Annotated in this window: 17 protein-coding genes; 12 read left to right on the plus strand and 5 right to left on the minus strand. The window is 50.2% G+C overall.

Features of this window, described 5'->3' with window-relative positions; all coding sequences use genetic code 11:
- Positions 1-3 precede the first annotated feature (3 nt).
- Genes F4Y39_17645 through F4Y39_17660 form a run of 4 tightly spaced genes read left to right on the plus strand, consistent with a single transcriptional unit; the run spans position 4 to position 4,585 of the window.
- Entirely contained in the window at positions 4-1,176 is a 1,173-nt protein-coding gene (locus tag F4Y39_17645; GenBank protein MYC15550.1) for an aminotransferase class I/II-fold pyridoxal phosphate-dependent enzyme, read from the plus strand.
- 59 nt (positions 1,177-1,235) lie between these two features.
- Entirely contained in the window at positions 1,236-2,390 is a 1,155-nt protein-coding gene (gene argJ, locus F4Y39_17650; GenBank protein ID MYC15551.1) for a bifunctional glutamate N-acetyltransferase/amino-acid acetyltransferase ArgJ, read from the plus strand.
- A gap of 8 nt (positions 2,391-2,398) precedes the next feature.
- Complete coding sequence (locus F4Y39_17655; GenBank protein MYC15552.1) at positions 2,399-3,604, plus strand: pyridoxal phosphate-dependent aminotransferase; 1,206 nt, start codon at positions 2,399-2,401, stop codon at positions 3,602-3,604.
- 12 nt (positions 3,605-3,616) lie between these two features.
- Positions 3,617-4,585 (plus strand): acetyl-CoA carboxylase carboxyltransferase subunit alpha, encoded by a 969-nt coding sequence (locus F4Y39_17660; GenBank protein ID MYC15553.1) that lies wholly within the window; start codon positions 3,617-3,619, stop codon positions 4,583-4,585.
- Between the two features lie 558 nt (positions 4,586-5,143).
- Here F4Y39_17660 and F4Y39_17665 read toward each other — a convergent pair.
- Positions 5,144-7,561, minus strand: coding sequence for a DNA internalization-related competence protein ComEC/Rec2 (locus F4Y39_17665; GenBank protein MYC15554.1), 2,418 nt, complete (start codon positions 7,559-7,561; stop codon positions 5,144-5,146).
- Between the two features lie 97 nt (positions 7,562-7,658).
- Between F4Y39_17665 and truA the strand changes: the two genes are divergently transcribed.
- The 8 genes from truA (at position 7,659) to F4Y39_17705 (ending at position 14,139) form a co-directional block, all read left to right on the plus strand.
- The gene (gene truA / locus F4Y39_17670) at positions 7,659-8,498 is read left to right on the plus strand and encodes a tRNA pseudouridine(38-40) synthase TruA (GenBank protein ID MYC15555.1); all 840 of its coding nucleotides are present in this window, start codon (positions 7,659-7,661) and stop codon (positions 8,496-8,498) included.
- Positions 8,499-8,500: 2 nt separating this feature from the next.
- Entirely contained in the window at positions 8,501-9,619 is a 1,119-nt protein-coding gene (locus tag F4Y39_17675; protein ID MYC15556.1) for a trypsin-like serine protease, read from the plus strand.
- Between the two features lie 15 nt (positions 9,620-9,634).
- Positions 9,635-10,366 carry a CDP-diacylglycerol--serine O-phosphatidyltransferase gene (pssA, locus tag F4Y39_17680; GenBank protein ID MYC15557.1) on the plus strand — a complete coding sequence of 244 codons (732 nt, stop codon included), beginning with the start codon at positions 9,635-9,637 and terminating at the stop codon, positions 10,364-10,366.
- A 28-nt stretch (positions 10,367-10,394) separates the two neighbouring features.
- Positions 10,395-10,673 (plus strand): DUF4321 domain-containing protein, encoded by a 279-nt coding sequence (locus F4Y39_17685; GenBank protein ID MYC15558.1) that lies wholly within the window; start codon positions 10,395-10,397, stop codon positions 10,671-10,673.
- Between the two features lie 21 nt (positions 10,674-10,694).
- The gene (locus F4Y39_17690) at positions 10,695-10,949 is read left to right on the plus strand and encodes a twin-arginine translocase TatA/TatE family subunit (protein ID MYC15559.1); all 255 of its coding nucleotides are present in this window, start codon (positions 10,695-10,697) and stop codon (positions 10,947-10,949) included.
- Positions 10,950-10,961: 12 nt separating this feature from the next.
- A complete protein-coding gene (gatA, locus tag F4Y39_17695; protein MYC15560.1) occupies positions 10,962-12,419 on the plus strand; it encodes an Asp-tRNA(Asn)/Glu-tRNA(Gln) amidotransferase subunit GatA in 1,458 nt (485 codons plus the stop codon).
- Entirely contained in the window at positions 12,416-13,867 is a 1,452-nt protein-coding gene (gatB, locus tag F4Y39_17700; GenBank protein ID MYC15561.1) for an Asp-tRNA(Asn)/Glu-tRNA(Gln) amidotransferase subunit GatB, read from the plus strand. Before gatA ends, gatB begins: the two co-directional genes overlap by 4 nt.
- A 62-nt stretch (positions 13,868-13,929) precedes the next feature.
- The gene (locus F4Y39_17705) at positions 13,930-14,139 is read left to right on the plus strand and encodes a hypothetical protein (GenBank protein MYC15562.1); all 210 of its coding nucleotides are present in this window, start codon (positions 13,930-13,932) and stop codon (positions 14,137-14,139) included.
- An 18-nt stretch (positions 14,140-14,157) separates the two neighbouring features.
- On the opposite strand, the gene F4Y39_17710 is transcribed toward F4Y39_17705, so the two are convergent.
- From F4Y39_17710 to F4Y39_17725, 4 genes are all read right to left on the minus strand, one after another.
- Positions 14,158-15,609, minus strand: coding sequence for a pectate lyase (locus F4Y39_17710; GenBank protein ID MYC15563.1), 1,452 nt, complete (start codon positions 15,607-15,609; stop codon positions 14,158-14,160).
- 117 nt (positions 15,610-15,726) lie between these two features.
- Positions 15,727-17,244: an arylsulfatase gene (locus F4Y39_17715; GenBank protein MYC15564.1), complete on the minus strand. Its 1,518-nt coding sequence runs from the start codon at positions 17,242-17,244 to the stop codon at positions 15,727-15,729.
- A gap of 11 nt (positions 17,245-17,255) precedes the next feature.
- Complete coding sequence (locus F4Y39_17720) at positions 17,256-18,614, minus strand: sulfatase-like hydrolase/transferase (GenBank protein ID MYC15565.1); 1,359 nt, start codon at positions 18,612-18,614, stop codon at positions 17,256-17,258.
- 25 nt (positions 18,615-18,639) lie between these two features.
- Positions 18,640-20,553, minus strand: coding sequence for a HEAT repeat domain-containing protein (locus tag F4Y39_17725; GenBank protein ID MYC15566.1), 1,914 nt, complete (start codon positions 20,551-20,553; stop codon positions 18,640-18,642).
- Positions 20,554-20,616 lie beyond the last annotated feature (63 nt).

Below are 20,616 nucleotides of genomic sequence, written 5' to 3' on the forward strand. Positions count from 1 at the left end.
CGTATGCAAATCAATTCTCGCCGCATTGAACGCTTGCCGCCCTATGTTTTTCACGAGGTCAATGCCCGCAAGATGTACCTGCGGCGCAAGGGCGTTGATATTATTGATCTGGGTATGGGCAATCCCGATCAGCCGACGCCGCCACATATTATCGATAAACTCACTGAGGTTGTCCGCGACCCCAAGACGCATGGATATTCGCCATCGGCGGGCCTTCCGGCTTTGAGGCGGGCGATTTGTCGCCATTACAAACGCCGTTTTGGCGTTGATCTCGATCCGGAAACAGAAGCTATTGTCACGATTGGCTCGAAAGAGGGACTGGCGCATATTTGTCTCGCGCTTCTCGATCCGGGCGATCTCGCCATTGTGCCAAATCCGGCATATCCCCTGCATCTTTATGGTGTTGCGATTGCCAATGGCAATGTCTTCAGCATGCCTTTGCGCCCGGAAAAAGAATTTGTGCCAGACCTGCAAATGATCCCGCGAGAATTGTGGCCCAAACCCAAAGTGATGATTTTTAATTTTCCCCACAATCCCACCACGGCTACTGTCGATATTTCTTTTTTTGAGGAGATTGTGGATTTTGCCCGCCGTCAAAATATTATTGTTATTCACGATATGGCCTATTCGGATATTGCGTTTGACGACACTGTGGTGCCGAGTCTTTTACAGGTTAAGGGTGCCAAAGAAGTGGGGGTTGAATTTTACACGATGTCCAAGTCCTACAATATGGCTGGTTGGCGCGTCGGGTTTTGCCTCGGAAATCCAGAGGTGATTAAAGCGCTTTCCGTGATTAAAAATTACTACGATTACGGCGTTTTTACTCCCATACAGGTCGCTGCAATTTCCGCGCTTGATGGCCCGCAAGACTGCGTGCAGCAATCGGCCGCTATGTACCAGAGTCGCAGGGATACGCTGGTAGAAGGTCTCAATCGCATCGGTTGGCCCGTCAACAAGCCCAAAGCGTCGATGTTTGTTTGGGCGCCTATTCCAGAAAAGTATCGGTATCTCGGTTCTATGAATTTTTCCCTCAAGCTCATGGAGGAGGCCGAACTCGCGGTTTCTCCCGGTATTGGTTTTGGCGATATGGGCGAGGGATATGTACGCATTTCTCTGGTCGAAAATGAACACCGAATCCGCCAGGCTGTTCGCAATGTCAAACGCGCGCTTTTTTAATCGAAAGAAGGTTTATTGTGGCGATTAATGAAAAAACTATCTGTCCTCCAAAAGGCTATATGGCCGCGGGACTTCATTGTGGTCTCAAAGATGGGGATGAGAAAGATCTCGCGCTTATTTTTTCTGATCGAGCGGCTTCTGCAGCGGGGATGTTTACGACAAATCGCGTGTGTGCAGCACCCGTGCATCTCAATCGGGAACACCTGCAAAATGGACGGGCGCGAGCCGTTGTGGTTAATAGCAAAAATGCCAATGCGTGTACCGGAGATCAGGGCATGGCCGATGCGCGCCAGATGGCGCAATGGGTGGGCAGTGGATTGGATGTTGCACCAGAAGACGCGCTGGTCAATTCGACGGGGGTCATCGGTGTGCCTTTGCCGATGGGGTGTCTTGAAACGGGTATCCGAAATATTATTCCGCAACTCGATGTTGGGGGATGGGACGATGCTTCAGAGGCAATTATGACGACTGATACCGTGCCGAAGAAAGCATCTGTGCGATGTGAAATAGATGGGTGCGAGATCACCATTGCCGGGATAGCCAAGGGCGCGGGTATGATTGCGCCAAATATGGCGACTATGCTCGCTTTTGTGCTCACGGATGCAGCGCTTTCCCCAGGGGTACTCCAGGACGCGCTTTGTGAAGCTGTTACACAATCTTTTAATTGCATTACTGTTGACGGCGATATGAGTACCAACGATACGGTTCTGGCTCTGGCAAATGGCGCGGCGAGGAAGAGCGAACTCGCAGGCGAAGACTTTCGGGTCTTCCAGGCTGCGATCAATGCAGTCTGTATTAGTCTGGCCAAACAAATTGCTCGCGATGGCGAAGGTGCGACCAAACTTATCACTGTTCGCGTTGATGGCGCAGGTACCGAGGCTGATGCACGCACTGTGGGGCTGTCTGTCGCCAATTCAAATCTCGTCAAGACCGCTGTTTTTGGACGCGATCCCAATTGGGGGCGAATTTTGTGTGCAGCGGGTTATGCTGGCGTTGACATTGATCCCGACCGCACAGCCGTTTCAATGGCTGGCATCCCCATTTATGATAATGGTAGTGGTCTTCCTTTTGACCAGGACCACGCTATCGAAGCTCTGGGTGCTTCCGATATCGATATTGACATCAATTTGAACATCGGCGAGGCATCGGCCACTATTTATACGTGTGATCTGACTTATGATTACGTCCGCATAAATGCCGAATACACGACATAACACTTCATATGCCCAAATCTCCTTTTACACAGCGCGTTCTCAATATCCAGGCTTCTGCGACGGTATCGGCTTTTGCCAGGGCAGGAGAACTGAGACGACAGGGCGTTGATCTCATTTCTCTCGTTGCAGGGGAACCCGATTTTGAGACTCCTGAACATATAAGAGATGCTGCGATTCGCGCTATTAAAGCGGGCCATACGCGATATACGAATCCCGCGTCGGGCATTCCCGAACTCAAAGACGCGATATGCGACAAGTTTGAGCGCGACAATAATTTGCATTATGACCCTTCACAAATTATTGTGACGTGTGGGGCAAAACAAACCATTTTTGACGCTATTATTGTTTTAATAGAGGAGGGGGACGAAGCCATTATTCCCGCTCCTTATTGGACGAGCTATGCCGATCAGGTGCGCTTAATGGGTGGCAATCCGATCATTGTGCCGACCACTCAGGACTCGGATTTTTGCATGACGGCGCGGCAACTTCAGGATGCCATTACCCCAAGAACAAAATTTGTGCTCTTAAATAGTCCCTGCAATCCAACGGGAACGGTTTATGCCCGTGAAAATCTGAATGCACTGGCCGATGTGATTGCGGGTGCTAATATTTATGTGATTGCCGATGAAATCTACGAAAAGCTCCTCTACGAAGATGCCGAGCATGTGTCTATTGCCGCTTTGTTACCCGGGCTGGCAGATAGAACACTGACTGTCAATGGGGTATCAAAATCCTATGCGATGACCGGATGGCGCGTGGGGTATGGCGCAGGTCCCCAGAATTTGATTGATCTTATGATTAAAGTCCAGACCCAGGAGACCACAAATACGTGCTCGATTTCCCAATACGCCGCGCTCGAAGCACTTACAGGCCCTCAAGATTGTGTCGAATCGATGCGGCGAGCTTATGTTAAACGACGCAATCAAATTGTTTCTCGTCTCAATCGGATGCCGGGCGTGTCTTGCAATATGCCTCTGGGCGCGTTTTATGTTTTTCCCGATATCTCTGAATACATTGGCAGGTCGTCATCTTGCGGGCGCATTGACAGCGATGTTGCACTTTGCAATTTTCTGCTCGAAAAAGCGCGTGTCGCCTGCGTTCCCGGTACGGGTTTTGGAGCGCCGGGGTATCTGCGGTTTTCCTATGCTGCGTCACCTGAGCATATCGCCCGGGGCATGGATCGCATTGAAGCGGCTTTGACCGCACTTTTATAAAGGAAGACATTCATGAGCGACCGATCGTATCTCGATTTTGAACAGCCACTGGCCGAGTTGGAGGAGAAAATCGCCGCGCTTCGGAAACGGGCTAAAGCGGAAGGTCTGGATGTGACTGACGCAATTGAAGTTCTCGAGAAACGCCACGCGAAACTCGAACGCGAGATTTTTCGCAATCTCACGCGGTGGCAAAAGTATCAGTTATCGCGCCACCCCCAGCGCCCTTATTCGCTGGACTATATCGACCGTATAACTTCTGATTTTATCGAACTGCACGGCGATCGCTGTAGTGGAAATGATCAGGCGATTGTCGGGGGGCTGGCGTATTTTGCAGACCAACCCATCGTCGTTATCGGGCAGCAAAAAGGGCGCAATACAAGAGAGAATCTCAAGCGCAATTTTGGCCTGCCACATCCGGAAGGATATCGCAAAGCCCTGAGGTTGATGCAATTGGCTGCCAAATTTGGTCGGCCCGTGCTTTGTATGGTCGATACACCGGGCGCGTTTCCAGGTCTGGCCTCGGAACAGCGAAGCATATCAGAAGCCATTGCTCGCAACCTTTTTGAGATGGCCCGACTACCTGTTCCCATTGTCGTTGCTATTATCGGTGAGGGCGCGAGTGGAGGGGCACTGGGTATTGGGGTAGGTGACCAAATCCTCATGCTCGAAAATGCCTGGTACTCTGTGATCAATCCCGAATCCTGTTCGCTCATTCTCTGGCGCAACCGCGACAAACGCACAGAAGCCGCAGAAGCCATGAAAATCTCGGCTGAAGATCTCCTGGACCTCGGTGTCATCGACAGCATTGTGCCAGAGCCTTATGGGGGGGCACATCGCAACTTTGAGCAGGCCGCGCAAAATCTCAAAAAAGCCGTTTTAGACGCTCTTGCAGAGATTGTCAAAATACCCGTTGAAAATCTTCCAAAATTGCGGGTTGAAAAATTCAATCGAATGGGGATTTGGGAAGAGTCTCATAAATAACGGGATCGTACACTTAGGCCGAATATCCACGTCCGAAAACGTATGCGTTTTTCAAGAGTTATTCTTCCGTTACAATGTCGTACATCCAGCCTGCATATCCGCTCTGAGAGTCCCTAAAAATTTTTTTATTTAGCAATGTTCTTAAGTTTCAAGACCTTATTTCAATCACCCAAAAAAAATCGACATTAAAGGTCAATTTAGTAGTTGACGCGCGGACTTTCACTATATATATTCTATGTGTGATTTGAAAGAAATTTTTAGTATATCTCTATATTTTTAATATAGTTACAGGTATTTTTATGTTAGGTGGATGGAGGTTGCTCTAACCTTCCAGCCCTGAATTGGTCCAGGAGGAATTTGGGTTGGCCTTTAACGGTCAAACTATGGTATTACCGGGGGAGATAATACTATGGTACTGGCCGACATACTGAAGAAACCACATCCCTATTTTGGTGCACCCCAATCAGCTAAGGCTGATGGGAAAGACCCCTTCATCCACCTTTACAAAAAAGCGATCCTATCTGGATCGCTTTTTTCTTTGTTTTTGTCCAACAATGCCTAAGGTTCATTATTCTTTATCCACGGCACGATATCGATGTGTCCGCGGTCTATTCTCACTGCGATTGCACCCGAATGATCGGTTCGCCAAATTTGTATCCCCATCTCGCGAAAGCGCTGCACAACTTCTGGCGAAGGATGCCGGAACCTATTGTTTTTTCCGCACGATATGGCCACAATGCTGGGATTGACACCCGCGAGAAATTCGGGCGTTGAGGAAGTGCGCGAGCCGTGGTGCGCTGCTTTGAGGATGTTTGAGCGCAGGCGATGGTCCCAGCGCATCAGGTCGCCATCTGTCTCGTGCTCTATGTCTCCGGTCAACAATATCGATGTTCCCTGATAGACGATTCGAATGACGACCGAACCATTATTCACGCCATCAGGTGCCGGTCCCGAGTTGGAAACATAAGCCGATGTCGGATGGAGGACCAGGCCGCCAATCCCTACCAGACTATCTCCCGCAGCCACAGTATGATATCTGATACCTTTTGTCTTTACGACCTCTTGAAGCCGTTTGCCCGTAAAAGAATCGACGTGCTGTCCCGCGTCGAGATAATGACCTACCGATAGGTGTTCCAAAACGGAAATCAGGCCACCAATATGATCGGCATGTGGATGAGATCCAACCACGACATCGATATGGTCGATACTCTGACTTTTGAGAAATGGGAGAATCACGCGTTTTCCCATGTCGGTGTATTGCGTGCGAATACCACCATCGACCAGAAGTGTTAGCCCATTTGGGTATTTGCAAAAAATGGCATCGCCCTGACCGACATCGAGAAAATAGACTTCAAGAGCTGATTCTGTTTGCCAGATATTTCTCCAAATCCCGATATTTGCCAGAACAAGGGCGATTATGAGACAATAAGTACTCCAGAGCCGTCTGGCAGTCGGGTGAATCAGAGGAATCAGGACCAGATAAATCGCAAAGATAACCCAGGAGAGATGTGCAACTTCAAAGGCGGACCACTCTGGCTCGGCCATAAATTCTGTACATTTGATTGCCGTGCTCAAAACGAGCCAATTCGCGGCGTTTAATATCGTCGCCAGAGGTCCCCAACAGGCGAAAGCCAATACGGTCAGGAGGCCCAGTCCAACGCCAACGCCTATGAGTGGTACGACAATTAAATTTGCAATCAAGCCAATGACCGACACCAGTCCAAAATATGCCACAACAAAGGGAAGGGTCGTTGCCTGAGCGGCGAGAGAAACCGCCAATGGCCCTGCGATACAGGTATCGTACCATCCCTTTTTTTGGGGTAACAGATCTCGCAGTGGCCGATAAAAGATCAAAATGCCGCCCGTGGCTACAAATGACAGTTGAAAACCCACATCGAATAAATCCTGCGGTCGAGCGATTAACAGCCCCAAACCCGCTATACCCAGGATATTTCCACCGTCTATATCGCGTTGTCCCACCATGCCCAAAAGTGCCACACAGCCCATCGTCGAAGCGCGCACGACTGAAGGGGGCAACCCGGTTATCAGCGCGTAAAATATCAGCGCGCAGATCGTCAATGCGGCAGTGATACCCCGCCCGATCCCCAGTATCTTTAGCGAGAAAAATATAGCTCCAGCAATCAATCCCACGTGGAGTCCAGACACCGCTAAGACGTGGTTGACGCCGGTTTGCGTAAATGCGGTTTTGACTTCTTTGGGCACAGCATGCTTTGCGCCTAAAAGTACCCCTTTCAAGAGGCCAGCCGGTCCCCCGGAGAGATTCTGCTCAATTGCCCGGCGAATGAGACTTCTGACGGGTAATACGATCTGCGCCCACCAGTCGTCTTTTTCGCGTCGTTGTGCAATAATCTGAGAAGGCTTTTGCACCGTGCCCAGAGCATCAATGCCCCTTCGCTTCAGGTAGTTCCGGTAATCAAATGCGCCTGGATTTCGCGGGGGATCCGGTTGATAAAGCTGTATCTGCAATTGTATTCGATCCCTGTAGGCGGGCAATGCGGTACCCGCCTTAAACCTGATTAGCGCCCTGCCACTTACAGCGCGCACCGTGTCTTTGACGACGAATTGAATTACGTCAAAGACGACGCGATAATCGCCGTCGATGTTTTCGGGGTCCGATGAAACCAATCCCTCGACTTCGACAAGTGTGCGGTCTGCAGGTAAGAACTGGGCAAAGTGATCTGCTGCGCGTTCCAGACTCTGCGCGCTTCTCAATGCACCCAGCAAAATGAGAAGTCCCGCAAAAAGGATGCTCATTTTCCCTTTATTCCATTGCCACCACAGTCCCGCGCCGCAAATGCAAATAATCGCAAAGGCGCAGAGCATGGTGGGGACTGGAAATACCCCAATATACCTGTGTAAGCTGATTCCCAAAGCAAAGTACAGCGCAGTCCACAATGCGGGTCTTCTCATGTTTTTTCCTTTCTCGAACCCGTATTGTGGCAATTTTCGTGCCATCTCTCATGGCGTGCTCATTCAGCTATTTAGGGAAAAAACTGTTCACTTGTCTGAAAAAAATGTTCTCCCTTTTCGTCATTGACTTTCACCATGTGAGATGGTATATTTGCAAAACTGTTCGATACTGAGTTTCAACTGTATGCTTTTTGTGGAAGTTGGGATCGTTCTCTCTTCGCGTTTGGTGCGGGCCGTTATTATGCAGATTCGCCTGACGCTCGAATACGATGGAACCGACTTTAAGGGCTGGCAAATTCAGCCCGACCAGCGCACAGTCCAGGGCGAACTTCAGGCACGCCTTGAGCAACTCTATGGTGCATCGATATCGGTTACGGCGTCTGGTCGCACAGATGCGGGCGTTCACGCACTCGGGCAGGTCGTCAATTTTACGCCTTCGCGCGATATTCCGCTCGATCGCTTGCAGCACGCGCTCAATGGCATGTTACCACCCGATGTTGCCGTCAAAAGTGCCGATTATGTCGATCTTGACTTTCACGCGCGTTTCGATGCCCAGCGCCGTTATTATTTTTATTGCATCCGGTATAACAAACAGCCCATCGGCCGGCACTATGCGTGGTATATACGTCGCAAACTCGACCTGAATGTGATAAAACGGGCGAGCAAAGTTCTCATTGGTCGGCACGACTTCACGTCCTTTTGCGTGGCGGCCAATGAAAAAGAAAATCGAGTCTGCCAGGTCTATACCTGCGATTGGCAACGGCAGAGTGACGGGCTTACATTTCATATTTCCGGTGATCGCTTTTTACGCGCAATGGTGCGCAGCATCGTTGGCACCCTCGTAGAAATGGGCCGAGGGGCGCGACCAGCCGAATCTATGCACGATATTCTCGGTGCTCGCAACCGCCAAAGTGCCGGAGAATCCGCTCCTGCCCAGGGTTTGTTTCTCGAAAGGGTGATTTACGACGATGAACTTCCGTGAGGATGAGTGCCGTGAAGCACCCCCTGCTGATTTTGCTATTGGGCCTGTGCATTGGCCTGGCACTATTTCCCCTGCTCAATCGGTCTTCGTCCAACACGAGCGCGGTAAGTACAAGTATTGAGACTTCGCGCCGAAATGCCATTGTTCGAGCGATTGAAAATGTGGCACCAGCCGTCGTTAGTATCAACACGGTTTACGATCGGGATTATCCCCGATATCCCGATCGCTTTTTTGAACCCTTTGAACCTTTGTCCAACAGGCAGCGCATTCCCGGAATCGGCTCGGGATTCGTGATCCAAACCGATGGTTATATCCTGACCAGCAGCCATGTTGTCGATGGTGCTAAGGAAATTTTTGTAATTTTTCCCGACGGGCGTGGTTTTGATGTTCTCGACGTTTTTATAGATCGCCAGTGGGACCTTGCAGTTTTGCAAATTGATGCCGATAGCCTCTATGTTCCCGAGATTGGGACATCTGAAAGCGTCATTATAGGCGAATGGGCAATCGCGCTTGGAAATCCTTTCGGCCTGCACTTTGAAGATCTCAACCCCACCGTTACGGTTGGTGTTATTAGTGCAGTAGATCGCATTGTTCGCCCAGAGCAAAACGAACGCGCGTACAAAGGCATGATTCAAACGGATGCTTCAATTAATCCGGGCAACAGCGGCGGCCCTCTGGTGAACAGTCTCGGCCGAGTTATTGGCGTTAATTCATTTATTTTTTCACAGGGCGGATCATTGGGTATCGGTTTTGCAGTGCCCATTGATCGCGCAATCCAGGTGGCCTGCCAGCTCATTGACCAGGGTAGCCGCGAGTTCTGGACCGGGCTGGACATTCACAACATCAACTCGCACATTGCTCGCACCCTTGGGGTTCAGACAATTAAAGGTGCTTTGATCACCGTCGTTGATCCCCTCAGCCCGGGCGAAAGTGCCGGGTTGCTGCCCGGCGATGTGATTGTGATGGTCAACGATAAACACACCAGTAGTGCAGATGATGTCGTAGATGCTTTTCGGTACGCGGCTGTTGGCGATACATTTGGTCTCAAAATTTTGCGTGGTCGAGGAGGTCGCGTATTTGATACCCAACTCGTCTTAGAGGCCGACCCGCGCAACGAGTAATTCCCGATTGGAGTCATGTCAATGAATGCCAAAGCAGCACTGCCCAGCCTGTTTACCATTAGCAGTTTGTTTTGTGGCTTTTTATCTATGTACTACGCTGTGAATGGGCGTTTTATCGGAGCAGCACTTCTCATCGTTATTGCGGGACTTCTCGATGCGTGCGACGGAAAAATTGCGCGATACTTCCATACGTCCAGCAACTTTGGCGTCCAATTTGACTCCATTGTCGATGTCTGCTCTTTTGGCGTGGCCCCGGCTCTGCTCATGTTGTACTATCTCGATACCTTGCTGGTCATTCGGTGGTTGCCTTTTGTCGTTTGTTTTTTGTTTCTTCTGTGCGGTGCGCTGAGGCTGGCGCGTTTCAACGCACAATTAAAGGGATTTGACAAAGAGAGTTTCTTCGGCCTCCCGATTCCAACGGCAGCGGGTACTCTGGCCGCATATATTCTTTTTACAGAACGGGTGTGGCAGAGTAGTACCCACGCGCCTCATATTGCCATTGCCCTGTGCGTTGTGCTCTCATTTCTCATGATCAGTACAATCGAATACAGTGTATTTTCGAGGTTATCTATTGAAACCAGACGCGATCGCGTTCGCTTGATTTTTCTACTATGTGTTATTGTGCTTATGTTTTTTTATACTTATGAAGTATTCTTTCCCATGGCACTCGCCATTTCCTTATCTGGCCTGTTCAGATGGTTGTATTACACTATCACAAACCGCGAAGTGGCAGATGTACGGGACTAAAAATTCACCTTTTTAAAAAAGCGCGGTTATGGGGCGAAAAAGTCTGGGAATTCTCATTGTTGCGATTGTTATCGGCATTCTTGCCGGTAACGTGGTTGGTCAGATCCTCGCTGTTATTTTTGACGGTCTCGGTTTGGAAAATAATGTGGTAGAAAAAGTGCTTATTGAATCTTATGTCTATAAGCTCAATCCCATTGAGATCAACTTGATCGTTATGACCCTTACACTTGGTTTTTCGCTCAACTTCAATGTGTTGAGCTTTCTCGGTATAGGAATAGCCTGGTATTACGTCAAGTATTCCTATTGAGTTAATTTTTGGAGGTGCGATATGTTCGGCATGGGACCATGGGAAATCGTGATGATTTTGGTCGTTGTTTTGCTGGTATTTGGTGCAAAACGCATTCCCGAAATTGCCCAGTCACTGGGCAAGGGCATTACCGAATTTAAGCGTGGTGTGAAAGACGTTCAGACCGAAATAGAAAATAACGTCAATACTGATCTGCCCCCCGAACAGCAACCCGCGCAGACCACGCAGACCACACAGACCACACAGACCACATCGGGTACAGAAACAAAATCGTAATCTGGAGGCAGGGTGTCTGACGACTCTGTTTTTTCCGTCCAAACAGCGCGGGAGCTTGTACAGGGCATTCGCAGGGGTACGCACACTGCCCGCGAAATAACGGAAGAAATCCTCGCGCACATCCAAAATACAAATCCCGATATCAATGCCTTCATCACCATTGATGAAGAAGGCGCGCTCAAAGCTGCAGATGCTGTCGATCAAAAGGCCGCAGAGGGTCAGGTCCCTGGCCCTCTTGCCGGCATCCCGATTGCCCTGAAAGATGTGTTGTGTACCAAAGGGCTGCGCACGACCTGTGCTTCAAAAATTCTCGACAATTTTATCCCACCTTATGATGCAACCGTTGTTACCCGTCTGCGTCAGGCCGATGCAATCATCCTGGGCAAACTCAATATGGATGAGTTTGCCATGGGTTCTTCCAGCGAAAATTCCCATTTTGGTGCGGTCAAAAATCCACGCGATCAGACCCGCGTAACAGGCGGATCCAGCGGCGGTTCTGCAGCTGCTGTTGCTGCCGGTCAGGCTCTTATGACTCTGGGGTCTGACACTGGGGGGTCTGTTCGTTTGCCCGCATCTTTCTGCGGTGTGGTGGGGCTTAAACCCACTTATGGTCGCGTTTCTCGTTATGGCTTGATCGCTTATGCCTCTTCTCTCGACCAGATTGGTCCATTCGCGCGTACTGTCGAAGATGCGGCCACCCTGCTCGGTGTCATCGCCGGGCACGATTCCCGAGATTCTACCTCTGCCCATGTACCGGTACCCGATTACCTTTTGGCTTGCCAAAGAGGCGTTGATGGTCTCACCATTGGCTTGCCGATGGAGTTTTTCGGCGAGGGCCTGCAAGCCGACGTTCGCGATGCTGTCATGCAGGGGGTTGAAATTCTGAAAAAAAATGGCGCGTCTATTCACGAAGTTTCGCTGCCAACTGCTGGACATCCCGCTTTTGCTATTGCCGCATATTATATTATCGCTACGGCTGAGGCATCGTCAAATTTGTCGCGTTATGATGGGGTGAAATACGGCTTCCGCGATGAGGCAGAAAACCTGATTGATATGTATGTTCAAACGCGCAGCAAGGGTTTTGGCGCAGAGGTCAAGCGCCGCATTATGCTGGGGACTTATGCGCTGAGTGCGGGGTATTACGATGCGTATTATCGCAAGGCGCAACAGGTGCGCACGCTTATTCGTCGGGATTTTGAGCGCGCGTTTGAATCCTGCGATCTCCTCGCTTCGCCCGTATCGCCTACTCCGGCATTTAAGTTGGGTGAAAAACTCGACGATCCGCTTCAGATGTATCTTTCCGATATTTATACTGTTTCCGTGAATCTCGCTGGTATTCCCGGTATTTCGGTGCCTTGTGGCACATCGACTGAAGGCTTGCCCGTGGGCTTGCAATTGCTGGGCAATGCTTTTGCCGAAGAGACCATTTTGAGCGCGTCTGCGGTTGTTGAAAGAGAGTTGGCGTCATGAATTACGAATCTGTCATCGGCCTGGAAGTGCACGCCCAACTTGCGACCACTACGAAAATTTTTTGCGGATGTAGCGCTGAATTTGGCGCCGATCCCAATACCCATGTTTGTCCGGTGTGTTTGGGCTTGCCGGGTGCGCTTCCCGTGTTGAATCAGAATGTGGTTGAACTGGCGATGCGCGTTGCACTATCTGCGGGTTGCGCGATTCAACCGCGCAGTCGTTTTTTGCGGAAGAATTATTTTTATCCCGATCTGCCCAAGGGGTATCAAATCTCGCAGTTTCAATCGAATGAAGAAATGCCTCTGGCTACTGGTGGGGGTGTTGACGTGCCCACGGCTGACGGTGGTAGGAAGACCATTCGCCTTACGCGTATCCATATGGAAGAAGATGCTGGCAAGAGCATCCACCAGGAGGCCTTTGTGGCTGCAGGGGAGTCTCTCGTGGATGTCAATCGCTGTGGCGTGCCGCTTATCGAGATTGTGAGTGAGCCGGATCTTTCGACGTCGGAGGAAGTTTTTTACTATCTGACGAGTTTGCATCAATTGCTGGTGTACACGGGGGTGTCCGAAGGCGATATGGAAAAAGGACATATGCGAATTGATGCCAATGTGTCGATTCGACCCGTTGGAGAAACCCAACTCGGCACGAAGGTTGAGATCAAAAATGTCAATTCTTTTCGCAATTGCCAGCGCGCTATCGAGTCCGAGATTCAGCGGCAGATTGATTTGGTTGAGACCGGCGGTGAGATTGAGCAGGCGACGATGCTCTATGACCCCGATCACAATATTTTGCGGGCTATGCGTACAAAAGAGGAGTCGGACGATTATCGCTATTTTCCCGATCCGGATCTGGTCCCATTGGTCGTAGATGATGCCTGGGTCGCGCGCGTTCAGAGCCAGATTCCAGAGTTGCCAGAGGACAAACGCGCGCGTTTTGCAGAGGTTTACGATATTTCCGGCGATCAGATTGATGTGCTTACCGCAGATCGAGATGTTGCGGATTATTTTGAAGCCGCGGTTGCGACGGGTGTGCAGAGCAGGCTCGTGGCCAATTGGATACAGGGCGATGTGATGCGCGTTCTGAATGACCGGAAGATCGCGATTGGCGATTTGTGCGTTTCAGCCGAACGCCTTGCGGAATTGATTGGTTTGATCGATAAGGGCGATATTAGCACCAGTATCGCGCGAACGGTTTTCGACGATATGGTGGAGACAGGGGATAGTCCTGCGGCTATTGTGGAGAAGAAGGGGCTTGTGCAGATTAGCGATGCGGGTGAACTCGATGGCGTGATCGATCAGATTATTGCGGATAATCCCGAGGAGGTTGAGCGGTTTAAAGGCGGCGATCAAAAGCTTATGGGGTTCTTTATGGGCCAGCTTATGAGGGCCACAAAGGGCCAGGCCAATCCCCAAAAAGCCAGTCAGTTGTTGCGGGAGAAGTTGAGTTGATATAAATCGAAGAAAGGTACTGAAAAACGACTTCTTCAAATGTCTCTACAGAAGCAACAAAAGTGGCAGATTTAACAATTGATGAGTTTAGAGAACTCGTGCAGGAAGTTGTCATACAAACGCTCTCTGAAATGATGATTGACCCAGATGAAGGGCTGGAATTGCGCGATGACTTCGTCGAAGAACTGAAGCAATCCATTGCTGATGTGGAAGCTGGTGGTAAAACTGTACCTGCACAGAAAGTCGCTGAAAGACTGGGGCTGATCTGGTGATGTATGGTATGGAATTTACTATAGTGTGTTCACGTTATTCTCGGGCCTGGTATAGTCGATAAACTCAGTCGGATTTGTTCCATTGAGGTATTCCTCAATGTTGGTGTATCCGTCGTTGTCCTTGTCCTTTGAGGTGTCGGCAGCGTCATGCGGATCAAACCCATATCTCTTTTCCCATTCGTCTGGCATACCGTCCGCATCACTGTCAAGCGGAGCAGGCAGACTTCTGAGTTCGGGCCACCCACCAACATCTGTCTGTGAATCAATAATACCGCATTTTTTTGATTCATCAGGCACGCGGTTATTCTTCTCATATGTTCCGCCTTCATAAGTGGCATAGCCATTACGGGTTTCGTCAATAATGCGTGTATCCACTGCATCGCGTTTGGGCAGTGAGGCGCCTGCATTCTCAAGAACAGCGTGATAGGCATCTTCAGCCGTTTGCTGGTTGATAGGTATAGCGTCAAAAGGTCGGTCGAGTTTTAATTTTGGAATATGCGAACTACCGTCCTCAGGCTGCACGCCACCATCCCAGTTATTCGCAGTAACTGCGGAATTGCCATGAACCACATTATCGGCAACATACCATTTGCCGAAACCGTCTGCTGAATCATTTGATGTAGGATTAACAATGCGGTACGTCACCTCACCCGAACGGGTTGCAGGTCCCGGCTTGTAGTAATTGGCTACCATGTTGACTACGGTAAAGTTAAACTTCTCATTGCCTGCCTGTTGTTTTTCACCACCATAGGCACTGTTATAACCCCAGTTGTACACCACGTTGTTTCTGAAATCGTTATATCCGCAACCAGAAGCAAAACGCGGATTCCGGCTGGTGTGGTGTGCCAGCAGGTTGTGATGGTACGTGCTGCGGTTTGATCCCCATATTCCTCCGAACCCATGGGTGCCTTTAACATGGCCAGCATCGTACAAACTTTCGGATATCAGACACCATTGAATGGTTACATTTTCGCAATGGTAGATAGAGACTGTTTCATCAATACTCCAACTTGCCGACACATGATCAAGGATAATATTCTTTTGATACCTGCTGGATATGGCATCTGAATCATCGCCGGTTTCATCTCCCAATCTTACCCTTATATACCTGATAATAACTTCGCTGGTATTAATTGAGAGCGGATATCTCCTGATGCAAATCCCATCACCTGGGGCAGTTTGTCCGGCGATGGTGATGTGCGGGTTGGAGATTCTCAAACGCTTTTCAAGGGTAATTGTCCCAGAAACCTGGAACACAACTATCCGCGGACCTTCTACCTCGCATGCCTCGCGCAAGCTGCCTGGTCCGGAGTCGTTCAGATTCGTTACAATGATGACTTTTCCGCCCCTACCTCCGCGCGTCATTGCGCCATAACCTTCGGCACCCGGAAATGCTGGAATATCCTCTGCATATACATTCGGAATCAGTGCGAGAATACCAACACACACTAAAAGCAAACAGATGTGCAGAAGTATCGGCTGGCAAACATATCGCCCAATGCCAATGAGTCGCTTGATGCGATTGTTCTTGTTTATGCGCCACACTGGCGTTGAAGGTTTACGACCTGTGGCAGACATGATGCCTCCTTAAGCTATCACTGGTGCACTCCGTCCCTCGCGCTCATACTTTTCCAACAAAGCCGTCAACTCTGCTATCACTTCAGGATGTTCTTCATACACATTTGTGGTTTCTTCTTTGTCTGTCTCCATATTGTAAAGTTGCCCCTCAGTTTCAACCGTGCGATCGGTCTGACCCCCCGATTCCTGTCCCAATACCAGCTTCCATTCGCCTTTCCTGATTGCGAACATCCCCTGACCGGAGTGATGGACCGTCGCCTCTCGAATTGGTTTCTCAATTTCTTCGCCCAATATCAATGGCAATATATTATAGCTGTCCTCACCCGCATCTTCGGGCAAGGTCTCACCCGAAAGCGCCGCTACAGTCGCCAGCATATCCGTCATGCAAATCGTCTCATCACAAACTGTTCCCGCCGTTACCTTACCTAGCCAGCGTACCAAAAAAGGCACGCGGTGTCCGCCTTCATATATATCCGTTTTGTAACCAAAAAACTCTCCGTTGCACCGATGGCTATACGTCAACTGTTTTCTTCCTTGCACACTGTGAATCCCTTCATCGATTCTGCCCAACAATTGCCGGGACGGCCAAACCTGACCATACCCATTGTCCGCCAATTTCTGCAACGCTTGCTCAGGATCGCCTGCAAGCCCGCCGTTATCACTTGAAAAGATCACCAGCGTGTTATCGAGCGCGCCGTGTTTTTCCAATTCTCCCAACAAACGCCCGACAATATCATCTAATTCTGCAACCTTATCACCTCTCAATCCCGCCTGACTTTTTCCAATCCACTTATGGGTTGGCAAACACGGACGATGGATGGCCGACGATGGAAAATACAAAAAGAAAGGATCGTCCTGCCGCTCTTCAAAATGCGTATTCAGCCATGCTTTTGCTTTGCTAAACAGAACTTGATCAATTTTCTCCGACGTATAATCCGGCGACATCAATCCCACAGTCGATTCGGTATCATACACTGGCCACTTTCGCTCATCCGGTTCTAAAACTGCGCGATCATTTTCAATAAAACAATACGGTAGCATATTGTTTGACGCGTTCAATCCAAAAAAATAATCAAACCCGTGATCCAGGGGGCTTCCCTTTAGTGGTTTGGTAAAATCAATCGCATCAATCTGATGCGGTGTCCAGACCTCTGGATCAAATGTCTCGCCATCTTTGGCCTGCCATCCCAAACCCAGATGCCATTTGCCAACCGCTGCGGTTGCATATCCATGCGACTTTAAAAGCGATGCCAGCGTCATTCGCCCTTCGTCTATCAGTGGTTTCGAAAAGTGTGGCAACACGATCCTTTTTAACCAGGTACGCCACGCATACCTTCCCGTCATCAATCCGTATCGCGTAGGCGAACACATCGCCGAGTTGGTATGCGCATCGGTAAATCGCATTCCTTCCGCTGCTATCCGATCCAGATTTGGTGTTGGAATTTTCGACTCGGGATTATTTGCTCGTACATCACCAAATCCGAGGTCGTCTGCCAGAATAAAAACGATATTGGGTTTACTCATCATGATCTCCTTTCTCAACCGCGTAGCCAGGCCCCTTCTTTGAATCTCTCGTCTAACCGACTGCCAAGCTCCTTCACGATATCTGGATTTTCACGCGCGATATTGTCCAGTTCATTCGGATCATTTTCCAGGTCGTAAAGCTCATTGATATCGTTGTTGTTTTCGATCAGTTTGTGTGTTTTCGTCCGGATCAACCTGAAACGACCAATTTGGCTGACCGATTCTGTGCGATGATCATCCGTCTCGCCTCTCAAAACGGGTCCCAATGACTGCGCGTCGATATTTTCCTGTGGTGGCAATCCGGCCCATTCGCAGATTGTCGCGTTGGTATCGATCAATTCTACTGGTTCTGCCGATACCCTGCCCCCTTCAATACCAGGTCCAGCCACAATAAGCGGCACGCGCAACGAAGCCTCATAGGGCACGCTTTTGCCGTAAAGCCCGTGGTCGCCGAGCATTTCACCGTGATCGCTGGCAAAAATAATGTACGTATTGTCCATCATTCCCCGTTTTTCAACCGCGTCTAATATTTCGCCAATTTGAGCGTCAATCAGTTCGATGTACGCACAATATTGCCGTCGCGTCTCCAGAATCTCAGCCCCGGTCAGACCTTTTCTGCTGCTTTCAATATTTTTTGGTTTACCTTTGCTCGTTGCTGGGATCGGAGCTGGCATCTCGGCGTTGCGATATCGTTCGGCATATTCGGTCGGTGGATCAAATGGGCTGTGTGGTCCCACAAAACTCACGAATAAATGCCAGGGGAAATCGCCTGGTATGTCTTCGATCCACTGTACAGATCGCTGTCCTATGTACGTATCTGCAAATGCTTCTGTTGGGAGTACCGAATCATGACACGAGGCGGGGCCACTTCGCGCTGAATAATCATCGACAAACGCATCGAGTAGTCCTTTTTCTTTTAAAAAATGATTGTAGGGTCCCTGGGGAATTCTGCCCCTGCCAGCATGGCTTTTGCCTTCAACTTCGACGGGATGCGTGAACCCCCACATATACGTAGCTGGCCTATCGCCATCGCGTCCATTGTACCCATCGGGTTTTGCCAGATCCAGTTTGCCCACGCATCCCACGTAGTAATTGTGATCGCGTAGCCGTTGGTAATAGGTTGTGGCTGTGCGCGGCAGAAAATTGTTGTTACCCAGCGCCCCCAGGCGAACGGGTTGCAGGCCGGATGCGACCGCAATGCGAGATGGCGCGCAAACCGGACAATTTGTTATACATTGTGTAAACTGAATGCCGCGCTCTGCCAGCCGGTCCAGATTGGATGTTTTGACAAAATCAGCACCCATTGATCCCAGATAATCCCATCGGTGCTGGTCGTCCATGATATAGAGAATATTCGGTCGATTCTGAGACATAGGTTCTCCATTTTTAGATGTGTTGTCAGGGTTTATTAAATTTTGATACAGTGTCCAGACTAAGGCCTCCTCGGATGAAGGTTTCCCAGCTGTGTACGGGGAGTTCTTTCAAGATATTCAGGAGGTTTTTCCGGTTGATTTGAGGAACTTCATCCGGGCTCAATTTGACCAGGCGAATCAGCGCGTCCATGGCGAATCCGACGTCGATGACATTTTTGTCGGTTTGGATGATGTCTTTTAAGGTTTCGATTGTCGGCTCAAGTGCATTGCCGAGGATTTTGGTGCCATGGGAACAGAGGATAACGATGGACCACAGGGCATTTTCCCGGACTGCAGAGCGAACAGGCTCAAAGCGGTCGAGGCCAAAATCGACGCCACTGCCTTCGCAGACGTCGCAGTCGTCGGTTGGACGCACAAATTTGATGCTTCGTTTTTGTGCCTTGTCCATGCTGGGGCGGTTTTCTTCGCGGCTGAGGCTTTGCAAGAGCGCATCGATGCAAGTGGGAATCAGATCAGTGCCTTTACCAGTAGCTACAGCACGGCGTCCCAAACAGCCCAGGGTTCCCGCGGCTACAGAGCGGACATAGACAGAGGAGTCGTTGTGTAAGCAGGAGGTAACTGCGTCGAGTACATCCTTTGTGAGATGGCTGGCGTCGCCCAGGCCATAGATGCCTGCTTTGCGAATCCATTTGATGGGCGATCGGGTTGCTTCGATGAGTGTGTCTGTCGCGTCTGGTCCCACGGCGATCAGGCCGTATGTGGCGGCGCGTCGCACATTTTCGCGGTCGGTGTGGAGCGCGCGTCCGAGGAATTTGGTGGCCAATGCCGGGTCGCCAATTGAGGCGAGTTTGTAAGCTGCTCCAATTCGGACGGGTTCAGCTTCGTCGTATTTGGCGTGGAGTTGTTCGAAAAGGGCTTTGGCTTCGCGCTCTTTTTCTTTTTGCGAAGCAGATTTTGATTCGGGACGGGGTGGCGGTGCCTGGCCGGTTTTGATCCAGTGATGATGATAGCGCCACACTTCGGTGGCATCGTCTGGTGCCCCGGAGAGGTTGACGCGGGTGATGGGGTCGATGCCGAGGTCGTTCATTGGTACAACGGTGGTTGACCCGTTGGGTGATGGATCGGTGGTGCGATAAAGCCAGAAGCGCCACATAAAGCGCGGGTTGTCTTCCCAGGTGCGCCAGTCATCGCGCCGGTGGTTGCCCCTGTGGAAGGTGTTGTGCGAGTAGATGATCACGCTGCCTGCGCGGAGTGGTCCTGCTTCAAAGGGGAGTACGAGAGGCCATTGTGTGTTGGTGACGGCATCGCGCATGCGAATGTCATGGGCGGTGCGCTGGTTGACGATGTCTTCGATATCGTATTTGGATTGGGGCCCGCTGACGTGTTCGCTTTGCATGTCGAAGAAGTAGGCAAAATCGAGGTGGTCTGCGCCTGCAAAGTTATCGTGGTTTTCTTCGTGGTTAAAGGTCCAATATTGTGAGTAGGGGATGGTTGCTGTGGGGCCCATTTCTGCGGTGACATCTTGAGGATAATACAGCATTTCCAGTTGGACGGCCTGATGGTGGCGCTGTTTTCGGCTGTTGTATGGGCCGTTGTCGTCTTTGTGCCAGTGTTGATCTCTGGGTCCACTGGTAAATACTGCGTTGTGGGTAAAGGGGACGATGGCCCAATTTTTACCTGCGAGCTGGTCACAGGCTGAGACGAGGCCGGGTGCGTTGAGGACTTCGAGTACGTCGGGGATAATGCCCGTTGTGACGCGTTTTTTCTCTTTTTTAGCCTTTTTTTCGAAGTTGTAAACGCGTTTGTGGACTTCGGCGGGGATGCCCAGGTCTTCGGGGGAAAGGATGACTATGCCCCGGCTTGTAAAATCTGTGACCAGACGGTCGGATGTGGTATATGTGAGGGGGGTAAAATCAGATTTTTGGGTGCGGGGACTCATGTTTCAGGTTCTCCTTTGGGGTTGCGAGAAATTTGATTTTTAGATTGTTTTCAGGTACTATGT

The organism is Gemmatimonadota bacterium (assembly GCA_009838845.1).
Taxonomy (GTDB): Bacteria; Latescibacterota; UBA2968; order UBA2968; family UBA2968; genus VXRD01.